We start from the raw sequence: 8595 nt of genomic DNA on the forward strand, positions 1-8595 counted from the left end.
GGTCGGGCGAGCGCGGCTCGGGGCGGTGGCGGGCCGGGCGCCAGGTGGCCACCAGCGCCACGGCCAGCAGGAGTTCGGCGATGTCGCCGCCGTAGTACATGGCCTCCGCGCCCGCCCGGACCTGCGCCATGGGGGCGTGGATGCCGGTGAGGAGCCCGGCGTACATCGCCTGGGAGAGGAGCGCGTGCGCCGCGATGGCCACGCCGAGCACCACGAGCCGTGCCGGGACCGTGGGCCGTGCGGGCGCCGGGTCGGGACCCGCGATCACCCAGACGAACAGGCAGCCCGCCAGCAGGAAGTGCAGGTGCAGCAGGCGGTGCGGCGTCCCGTCCCCCGCCGCGGCCTCGTACAGCGGGGTGAGGTACAGCATCGGCAGCGCCCCCACGGTCAGCAGCAGCGCGGTGACCGGGTGGCCGAGCAGATGGACCGGGCGGCAGCGCAGCACCCGGGTGAGCCGCCGCCCGTACGCCACCGGCAGGGTCCGCAGCAGCAGCGTGACCGGTGCGCCCAGCATCAGCGCGAGCGGGGCGTACATGCCGATCAGCAGATGCTGGAGCGCGTGAGCGCGGAAGTCGCCGTGCGCGGCGGTGGCCAGCGGAGGCAGCAGGGCGAGGGCGAGCAGCGCCGTGCCGGTCAGGAAGAGGACGGTGCGCCGGCGGCTCCAGCCCGCCTGGGGGTTCGCGCGCCGCGCACGGGCGGCGAGGACCACATAGCCGACCGCCACCACCGTGAGGGCGGTCGCGAGGAGTACGGGCTCCCAGGGCAGCGCGGAGTGCTGCTGGTGGTGTCCGTGCGGCCCGTGTGCGGTCATGACGGTCCGGCCGCCGCGGCGGGGGTCCCGGCCGTGGAGTCGAAGGCGCGGGCCCGCTTCTGGAGGGTCAGGCCCGCCGCCACGAACAGAGCGCCGATCAGCAGGAAGCCGAGGTCCCACCAGATCTGCCGGGGCCCGGCGTAGACGTGGTGGATGCCCATGATGTGGTGGTCGAGGACGCCTTCGACGAGGTTGAACACCCCCCAGCCGACCAGCGTCCAGCCCCACAGCTTGCCCGAGGCCCACACCCGGCGGCGGCCGCGCGTCACGCGCGCGTACAGCGACGCGAGGCCAAGGAGGACCGCTAGCCAGCACACGGCGTGGAAGATCCCGTCCCAGACGGTGTTCATCTCCAGGCCGGGCACGGTGTCGGCCGGGTAGTACTTCACGCCGATCCGGTCGGTGTCGGTGCTGGTCAGCATGTGGTGCCAGCGCAGGAGCTGGTGCAGCAGGATGCCGTCGACGAAGCCGCCGAGGCCCACGCCGAGCAGGATGCCGGGCAGCTGGAGGGACACCGGGTCCGCGTGCGGCCCCGGGCGGGCCGTCCCCGTGGTCGTAGCCATCGCTCACTCCTCGTCCGGGCCTGGCCCGTACGGACGACGGGCCGACCGGATTCCACGCCTCAGCATGGACCGGAAGCGACGCGCCCGCCCCTCGTCGCGCTCCTCGCCGGGCTCGCCGGTCCGCGCCCGCAAGGGACCGGCGAGCGCCTGCGGAGTGTGGCCGCGGGCACCGCCGATCGGGTGGCGGACGCGGAGACGGCTTCACCCGGAGTGCGGACGCCGTTTCCGCTCCCCCGTTCCGGCCGGGTCGCGGAGCGCCCGGTGCCGTCGTAGACCTGGAGTCATGAGCCAGGAGAAGACGACATGGCACCCGGGTGAGGTGGTGCCCGACAGCGGGATCTACGAGTGCGTCTGCGGCGGGGAGCACCACTGGAGCACCGACGTGAAGGGGCACCGCTTCCCGCCCCTCCCGTCGAACTGCTCCGGCGAGTACTGGACGATCAAGACAGAGGCCCACCCCGACCAGGCGAGATGACCCCGCGCGGACCGGCCCGGGGAGAAGGCCGCGAGGCCCTCTGCCCCGGCGTGACGTTCCGTGACACCGTGCACACCATGCCCAGTGAAGCCGATGCCCGCACCGGAGCGGCGGAGTCCGCACCGCTCACCGTGGGCGTGGAGGAGGAGTATCTCCTCGTCGATCCGGTCACCCGGCAGGTCAGCCCGCGGGCGCACGAGGTCGTCGCCGACGCGGCGGCCCTGCTCGGGCCGCGCGTGACGACCGAACTCACCCGGTTCCAGGTCGAAGTGCGCAGCGACCCCCACACCGTGCTCGCGGACCTGGGTGAGCAGCTCCGTCATCTCCGTACCGTCGTGGCCCGCTGCGCGCTCCGGCACGGGGTGCGGATCATCTCCAGCGGCTCACCCGTCCTCGCGCCGCCACTGCCGCCGCCCATCACCGAGGGCGCCCGGTACGCGCGGAGTGTCGAGCGGTTCCGCGCGCTGGACGACGAACAGAGCGCGTGCGCCTGCCATGTGCACATCGGCGTACCCGATCCGGCGCAGGCGCTGCTGCTCAGCAACCATCTGCGGCCCTGGCTCCCGGTCCTGATCTCCCTGTCGGCCAACTCGCCCTACTGGGCGGGCCGCAGCACCGGTTACGCGAGCTGGCGGACCATGGTGTGGGCGCGCTGGCCCGCCGCGGGTCCACCGCCCTACTTCGCCTCACCGGCCCACTTCGAGGACCTCGTCGGCGATCTGACGGCCAGCGGTGCCGTCATGGACCGGGGCGGCCTGTACTGGGACATCAGGCCCTCCCACCACGTCCCCACGCTGGAGGTCCGGGTCGCCGACGCCGCCCAGACGGTCGATGACACGCTGCTGTTCGCGGCCGTGGTCAGGGCGCTCGCCGCCGACGCGCGGGATGCCGTCGCCGCCGGGACGAGCGCGCCGCGGCCCGCTGCCGAGCTGCTGCGCGCGGCCTGCTGGCGGGCGGCCAGGGACGGGCTCGCGGGGCAGGGCATCGACCTGTCGACCGCACGGCCGGTGCCCGCCGCCGATCTCGCCCGGCGCCTCCTTGACCGGATCGCTCCCGTCCTGGCCCGCCACGGCGACCTCGATCTGGTGCGCCGGGGGTTCGCGCTGCTCCTGTCCCGCGGCGACGGCGCCGAGCGGCAGCGCGCCGCCCAACGGCACGGCGGCGGCCTGCACCGGGTGGTCGACCACCTGATCGTCGCGGCGGCGGGCGACTGGCCCGTCAATTCGAACACGTGATCTACTAGTCGCATGGTGCTTGTCGTCCCCGACCCGGTCCGATGACCGAGGTCCGCCGCATCGAGGTGCTGCGGTTCCTTGAGCGTGTCCAGCAGCGCGATCTGGCACGCACCCGGCGGTGGATCGCCGACGAGGAGCGGCGTGAGGCCGAGCGGGCACGCGGGGAGCAGGCCCGGCCACCGGCCCCCGACTGGCTCCTCGAACAGGGCCTGGACGGCCGCTCACCGCCGGTCTACGTACACGTCGGCGGCTGCCACATGACGGGCAAACGGTGCCGCGGCGTCACCCGGGAACAGGCCAGACAGGCCCTGTACGAACAGGTGGAGCCCTGCCCGCACTGCCGCCCGGACGCGCGGCTCGGCGTGGTGGACTAGCGCGCCGGGCGCGGGGCCCCCCGGGGGGGCGCACGTGGCCGTCCGTCCGGTCAGGCGCCGCGCTTCTTCGCCGTCGTCTTCTTGGCCGTGGCCGTCCGCTTCGACGTCGACTTCTTGGCGGCCGACGTCTTCTTCCCGGGCTGCTTCCTGGCGGCGCGCTTCGTCGGCATCTCGTGGACGGTCGCGTCCCTGGCGCCCTCGCCGCCCTCGTCGCCCTCGCCGCGCGAGGCCCGCGCCTGCTGCACGGACTGCTTGAGCGCGGCCATGAGGTCCACGACCTTCCCCGCGGGCTCCTCCTTCTCCGCCACCGCGGGCGGCTGCTTCCCCTCCGCCTTCGCCGCGATGACCTCCTCCAGGGCGGCGGTGTAGCGGTCGGTGGCCCACTCCTGCCCCTCGATGCCATCGGCGGTCATGGAGTCGATGAGGAGCACGGCCCTTTCGATCTCGGCCTCGTCGAGCTGGGCCTCCTTGGGTGCCAGGGACTCCGGGCTGCGCACCTCGTCGTCCCACTTCATGGCGTGCAGGACGATCACCTCGTCCCGCACCCTGAGCAGCCCGAGCCGCTCCCTGCCGTGCCAGGCGAACTTCGCCACCGCCGCCTTGCTGCTGCGGGTCAGCGCCTGGCGCAGCAGGGTGTACGGCTTGGCGGCCACTTGTCCGTCGCCCTGGAGGTAGTAGCCCTCGCCGATCCGCACCGGGTCGATGGACTCGTAGGGCACGAACGCCGTGATCTCGATCGCCCTGGCCGTGGGCAGCGGCATGTCGTCGAGCTCCTCGTCGGTGATCTCGACGACGGTGTCCTTGTCCACCTCGAAGCCCTTGCCGATCTCGGCGTTCGTGACTTCTTTCCCGTCCAGCTCGCAGACCTTCTTCGTGCGCACCCGCGCCATGTCCGCCAGGTGGTACTGGTGGAAGCGGATGCCGTGCTTCTCGGTCGCGGGCAGCACCTTGATCGGGATGGTCACCAGACCGAAGCTGATCGCGCCGGACCAGACGGGGCGGGGCATAGGAGTACCTCCGTGACGGCCCCGAGGCCTCCAGGCTAGGCAAGGCCCACCGGTCGGGCACCCCGAGGCCGCCCGAGCGCCGTAGCGCCCCACCACCGCAGGGGCAGGTCACTCAGCCGCACCGTGCTCTCCCCCAGCGGTACGGGGCGGTCGTGGGCGTACACGAGTGCCGGGCCGCGTCCGGCCAGGGCCAGGAGGTGCGCGGCCGTCATCCGGTCCCGCAGGGCCGCCAGCCGCGCCGGGCGGTCCCGCGAGGTGTCGGCCGCCCAGAAGTGGTACCGCAGCAGCCCGGTGGCGGTGCGCGCGTACAGGCGAGCCCGGTCCAGGTCGTCCCGCGCCCTCGTCCCTGGCGGGTGCGGCGTCCGGGCGTCGAGCAGCGCCTCCAGGTCGTCGGCGAGCAGTCGCAGCTCCATGGCGTCGGCCGAGCGCCCGTACGACCGTGCCCCGCCGGTCGGGGCGGCAAGTCCGGTCCACCGTTCCTCGGAGCCGAGCAGCCGGTCGAGCCGTGCCGCCGTACAGGGCAGCAGGTCCGGGCCCACCCGGGCCGCGAGGTGGGCGTGGAGGGCGGTGAGGGCCCACCTGGGGCTCGCGGTGCCGGTGCCTTCCAGCGGGTCGCCGATGCCCGCGAAGCGCAGCCGCTCGGCCGCCGGGCGGTGCTCGTTGTGCGCGCGCATCCAGCGCACGAGGTCGCGGTCGCCCCCGGAGTCGCCGGAGCCGTGACCGAACCCGTGCTCCACGGCCTCGTCGAGGGTGCCGGTGCCCCAGGTGACGTAGTCGTCGACGATCGTCCCGCCCACGCAGTCGCTTTCGAGCGCGAGGGTGCGGGGGCGCGCCTGCCGGATCTCCCGCTCGACGAGCCGCCGCAGGAGCTCGTTGCGACGGCCGGGCCGGGTGGGCGCGCGAGGGGTGAGCAGGCACGGCGGGGAGGGGAGCAGCTGCATGACGGTGGCGGCTTCGGGGGCCTGCGGGACGGCTGCGGTGTCGGTGGCCATGCCTCTCAACGATATCGTTGACCGAACGGTTGAGACTCTCATCCCCACATCCGGGCTATGGTCGGCAGTGTGGCGAGAAACTCTCAAAGTTCCGGACGGCTGAGGCCGGTCGATCTGGCGCGCGGGCACGGCCTGTCCACGCAGGCCGTCAGGAATTACGAGGAGGCGGGCATCCTCCCGGCCGCCGACCGCACCGAACACGGCTACCGCACCTACACCCCGTTGCACGCGCGCGCCCTCGACGCGTTCCTCGCCCTGGTGCCGGGCCACGGCCACCGGACGGCGGCGGCCGTCATGCGGGCGGTGAACGAAGGAGCGGCCGACGAGGCGTTCCGGCTCATCGACGAGAGCCACGCCCAGCTCCTCGACGACCGCAGGACCCTCCAGGCCGTGGCGGGCGCCCTGCGCGACCTCACCTCCGGCACGGCCGACGAGGGCGCAGAGGCCGACGTCGGACCCGCTCGCCCCCGGGGCACGTTCATCGGACCGCTGGCGAAGGCACTCGGCGTCCAGCCCGCGACGCTGCGGAAGTGGGAGCGCGCGGGTCTGGTGTGCCCGCGCCGCGATCCGCTGACCGGCTACCGCGTGTACGACGACGCGGCCGTGCGGGACGCCCGCCTCACCCATCAGCTCCGGCGCGGCGGGTACCTCCTGGAACAGATCGCCCCGCTCATCTCCCGGGTCCGGACAGCGGGCGGCCTCGAACCCCTGGAGTCCACGCTGGGCGACTGGCGCGCCCGCCTCTTCGCGCGGGGGCGGGCCATGCTGACCGGTGCGGCGGAGCTGGAGGCGTATCTGCGCGAGCGGGGGTCCGCACGGTGACGCGGAGCAGCGAACACCCACCGCACGTCACGTTCCTGGGCGCGCGCCGCATCGCGTGAGCCGTCGGCTGCCCACTCGGAAAAGCCCGAAAACGGGGCTCCGGCTGTGACCCCACCCATAGGGGCCACGTCACATGCTAAGGACGGTAGTAGCCCCGGCGGGCGAAGGGCCGGTCCAGGGGGCCGACCGTCTCTCCCGCGACGGAGAAGCTCTTCGTAACGGGGTAGTACGTCACATCCTTGCGCACCCCTCGGAGCGCCGCTAACTCTTGCTGAAGTTCCGGGGCGACGGGATCACGACCGGGCGAATCCGCCCGGGTCACCGAGCCCCCCTTCCACGTAGAGCGCACCGAGGAGCAGCACTCGTATGGCCACCACCGTCACGCCGACCCGCACCGCCCGCCTCCGCAAGTTCTCCGTCACGGGCATCGCCACGGCCGGCGCCGCGGCCGCGGCTCTCTCACTGGTCCCCGCCTCCGCGCACGCCGCACCGGCCAAGGCCGAGTCCGTGACGCAGGCCAAGGCCGCCGAGGTCACCAAGGCCGCCAAGGCCGCCAAGAAGGGCCACGCCGACAACCTCGACGGCTGGATCCGTGAGGCCCTCGACATCATGAAGAAGAAGGGCATACCCGGCTCCTACGAGGGTCTGCACCGCAACATCATGCGCGAGTCCGCAGGCAACCCGAACGCCCAGAACGGCTGGGACGTCAACGCGCAGAACGGCACCCCGTCCAAGGGCCTGCTCCAGGTGATCCAGCCCACCTTCGACGCCTACCACGTCGACGGCACCAAGAACAGCCTGACCGACCCGGTCGCCAACATCACCGCGGCCGCGAACTACGCCGCCGACAAGTACGGCTCCATCGACAACGTCGACTCCGCCTACTGATCCGGACGTTCCACGGAGGAAGACGAGGGATTCAGCGCATGCCGCACGAGAGCGGAACCGAGCACCATCACGAACCCACGGTGCCCGCGTACGGGCCCGCACGGGTACGCCGCTCACGACGCAAGCCGCGGAAGAAGGCCCTGCGCTATGTCGCATGGGGCGCCCTGGGCCTCGTCCTGGCCGGTGGCGGAGGCGTGGCCTACGCCTGGCACCACCTCGACGGCCAGATCCAGGGCACGGACGTCGACGCCGCCCTCGGGCACGACAGGCCCGCGCGGCAGAAGGACGGATCGATGAACATCCTCCTGCTGGGGTCCGACTCACGGGCGGGCACCCACGGCCAGTACGGCCGCGGCGTCAGCGGGGCGCGGGCCGACACGGCCATGGTCCTGCACGTCGACAGGACCCATGAGAAGGCGTCGGTCGTGAGCATCCCGCGCGACACGATGGTCGCGCGGCCCCGGTGCGCGCAGCCGCACGGCGGCACCGCGCCCGCCGCACAGCAGGCCATGTTCAACTCGTCCTACCAGGTGGGCGGTCCCGCGTGCACCGTGAAGACGGTCGAGAAGATGTCGGGCCTGCGCATGGACCACTACCTTGAGGTCGACTTCAAGGGCTTCGAGAAGCTCATCGACGAGCTCGGCGGCGTGGACATCACCACCCGCAAGGCCATCGACGACCACAGCAGCGGCCTCTCCCTTGCCCCGGGCAAGCACACGCTGAAGGGCAAGCAGGCCCTGGCGCTCGTACGCACCCGGCACGGTGTGGGGGACGGCAGCGACCTCGGCCGCATACAGCTCCAGCAGGCGTTCATCAAGGCACTGATCCACCGGGCCGAGACGGTCGACCCGCTCAGCGACCCCACGAAGTCCTACACCCTCGCGGACACCGCGACCAGGACCATCAGCGCCGACTCCGGCCTGGCGTCGGCCGACAAGCTGCTCGGCCTGGCCAAGGAGCTGCGCGGCATCAGCCCCGGCCGCACCGACATGGTGACGATGCCGGTCACCTACGACGCCCGGGACGCCGGCCGCGTGAAGCCCCTGGAGAAGGCCTCGCAGCGGGTCTGGACGGCACTGCGGCGGGACCGCGCGATACCGGACTCGGCGACGCGGGGTTCGGTGGGCGACACGATGGACTCGCCGGTGTCGGCGGGAACGTGACTCCGGCCCGCCTGCGGGCTGGCACCGGCACCGAGGTCCGAGGGCCGAGGGCCGGATTCGGGTGAGCGCGGCCGATGCGGTACGAAGTTCCCGTGACCGATCAGCCCCACCCCACTGACCACACCCGGCCGACCGCCTCCCCCGGCCCCGGCGCGACCGTGCGGGTGTTCATCGCCCTGGCGCCGCCGGACGCGGCGAAGCGGGAGCTGGCGCGGGCACTCGGGCCCGCCTACGAGGCGCATCCGCGCATGCGGTGGAACCGTAT

The 8595-nt window shown here is 73.0% G+C and carries 10 protein-coding genes and 1 pseudogene; 7 read left to right on the forward strand and 4 right to left on the reverse strand.

The window, feature by feature from the left end:
* Nucleotides 1–811 (reverse strand): cytochrome c oxidase assembly protein (locus tag AB8Z36_RS22600; protein WP_369215182.1); only part of this gene is annotated, 811 nt, incomplete at its 3' end.
* Nucleotides 808–1374: a DUF2243 domain-containing protein gene (locus tag AB8Z36_RS22605; protein WP_369215183.1), complete on the reverse strand. Its 567-nt coding sequence runs from the start codon at nucleotides 1372–1374 to the stop codon at nucleotides 808–810. The genes AB8Z36_RS22600 and AB8Z36_RS22605, both read right to left, overlap by 4 nt.
* Before the next feature lie 283 nt (nucleotides 1375–1657).
* Between AB8Z36_RS22605 and AB8Z36_RS22610 the strand changes: the two genes are divergently transcribed.
* The 3 genes from AB8Z36_RS22610 (at nucleotide 1658) to AB8Z36_RS22620 (ending at nucleotide 3458) form a co-directional block, all read left to right on the forward strand.
* Complete coding sequence (locus AB8Z36_RS22610; RefSeq protein ID WP_369215184.1) at nucleotides 1658–1849, forward strand: hypothetical protein; 192 nt, start codon at nucleotides 1658–1660, stop codon at nucleotides 1847–1849.
* A gap of 77 nt (nucleotides 1850–1926) precedes the next feature.
* On the forward strand, nucleotides 1927–3084 hold the full coding sequence (locus tag AB8Z36_RS22615) for a carboxylate-amine ligase (RefSeq protein WP_369215185.1): 1158 nt from the start codon (nucleotides 1927–1929) through the stop codon (nucleotides 3082–3084).
* Nucleotides 3085–3125: 41 nt separating this feature from the next.
* Entirely contained in the window at nucleotides 3126–3458 is a 333-nt protein-coding gene (locus tag AB8Z36_RS22620; RefSeq protein WP_369215186.1) for a DUF6233 domain-containing protein, read from the forward strand.
* 50 nt (nucleotides 3459–3508) lie between these two features.
* Here the strand turns inward: AB8Z36_RS22620 and ku are convergent, their stop codons facing one another.
* Both ku and AB8Z36_RS22630 read right to left on the reverse strand, forming a co-directional pair.
* A complete protein-coding gene (gene ku, locus AB8Z36_RS22625) occupies nucleotides 3509–4465 on the reverse strand; it encodes a non-homologous end joining protein Ku (protein WP_369215187.1) in 957 nt (318 codons plus the stop codon).
* Nucleotides 4466–4500: 35 nt separating this feature from the next.
* The gene (locus AB8Z36_RS22630; protein ID WP_369215188.1) at nucleotides 4501–5457 is read right to left on the reverse strand and encodes an erythromycin esterase family protein; all 957 of its coding nucleotides are present in this window, start codon (nucleotides 5455–5457) and stop codon (nucleotides 4501–4503) included.
* Between the two features lie 69 nt (nucleotides 5458–5526).
* On the opposite strand from AB8Z36_RS22630, the gene AB8Z36_RS22635 reads away from it, so the two are divergent.
* From AB8Z36_RS22635 to AB8Z36_RS42320, 4 genes and pseudogenes are all read left to right on the forward strand, one after another.
* A complete protein-coding gene (locus tag AB8Z36_RS22635; protein ID WP_369215189.1) occupies nucleotides 5527–6279 on the forward strand; it encodes a TioE family transcriptional regulator in 753 nt (250 codons plus the stop codon).
* A gap of 366 nt (nucleotides 6280–6645) precedes the next feature.
* The gene (locus AB8Z36_RS22640) at nucleotides 6646–7167 is read left to right on the forward strand and encodes a transglycosylase SLT domain-containing protein (protein ID WP_369215190.1); all 522 of its coding nucleotides are present in this window, start codon (nucleotides 6646–6648) and stop codon (nucleotides 7165–7167) included.
* 38 nt (nucleotides 7168–7205) lie between these two features.
* Nucleotides 7206–8330 (forward strand): LCP family protein, encoded by a 1125-nt coding sequence (locus AB8Z36_RS22645; RefSeq protein ID WP_369215191.1) that lies wholly within the window; start codon nucleotides 7206–7208, stop codon nucleotides 8328–8330.
* A 74-nt stretch (nucleotides 8331–8404) separates the two neighbouring features.
* Nucleotides 8405–8595, forward strand: a pseudogene (locus AB8Z36_RS42320) (hypothetical protein); the annotation flags it as partial.

This window comes from Streptomyces flavofungini, from assembly GCF_041028215.1.
In the GTDB taxonomy this organism is placed as follows: Bacteria; Actinomycetota; Actinomycetes; order Streptomycetales; family Streptomycetaceae; genus Streptomyces; species Streptomyces flavofungini_B.

Coding starts and splice junctions, on each gene's coding strand:
- AB8Z36_RS22640 (WP_369215190.1), top strand. CDS start 6,646: ATGGCCACCACCGTCACGCCGACCCGCACCGCCCGCCTCCGCAAGTTC.
- AB8Z36_RS22620 (WP_369215186.1), top strand. CDS start 3,126: ATGACCGAGGTCCGCCGCATCGAGGTGCTGCGGTTCCTTGAGCGTGTC.
- AB8Z36_RS22615 (WP_369215185.1), top strand. CDS start 1,927: ATGCCCAGTGAAGCCGATGCCCGCACCGGAGCGGCGGAGTCCGCACCG.
- AB8Z36_RS22605 (WP_369215183.1), bottom strand. CDS start 1,374: ATGGCTACGACCACGGGGACGGCCCGCCCGGGGCCGCACGCGGACCCG.
- AB8Z36_RS22630 (WP_369215188.1), bottom strand. CDS start 5,457: ATGGCCACCGACACCGCAGCCGTCCCGCAGGCCCCCGAAGCCGCCACC.
- AB8Z36_RS22610 (WP_369215184.1), top strand. CDS start 1,658: ATGAGCCAGGAGAAGACGACATGGCACCCGGGTGAGGTGGTGCCCGAC.
- ku (WP_369215187.1), bottom strand. CDS start 4,465: ATGCCCCGCCCCGTCTGGTCCGGCGCGATCAGCTTCGGTCTGGTGACC.
- AB8Z36_RS22645 (WP_369215191.1), top strand. CDS start 7,206: ATGCCGCACGAGAGCGGAACCGAGCACCATCACGAACCCACGGTGCCC.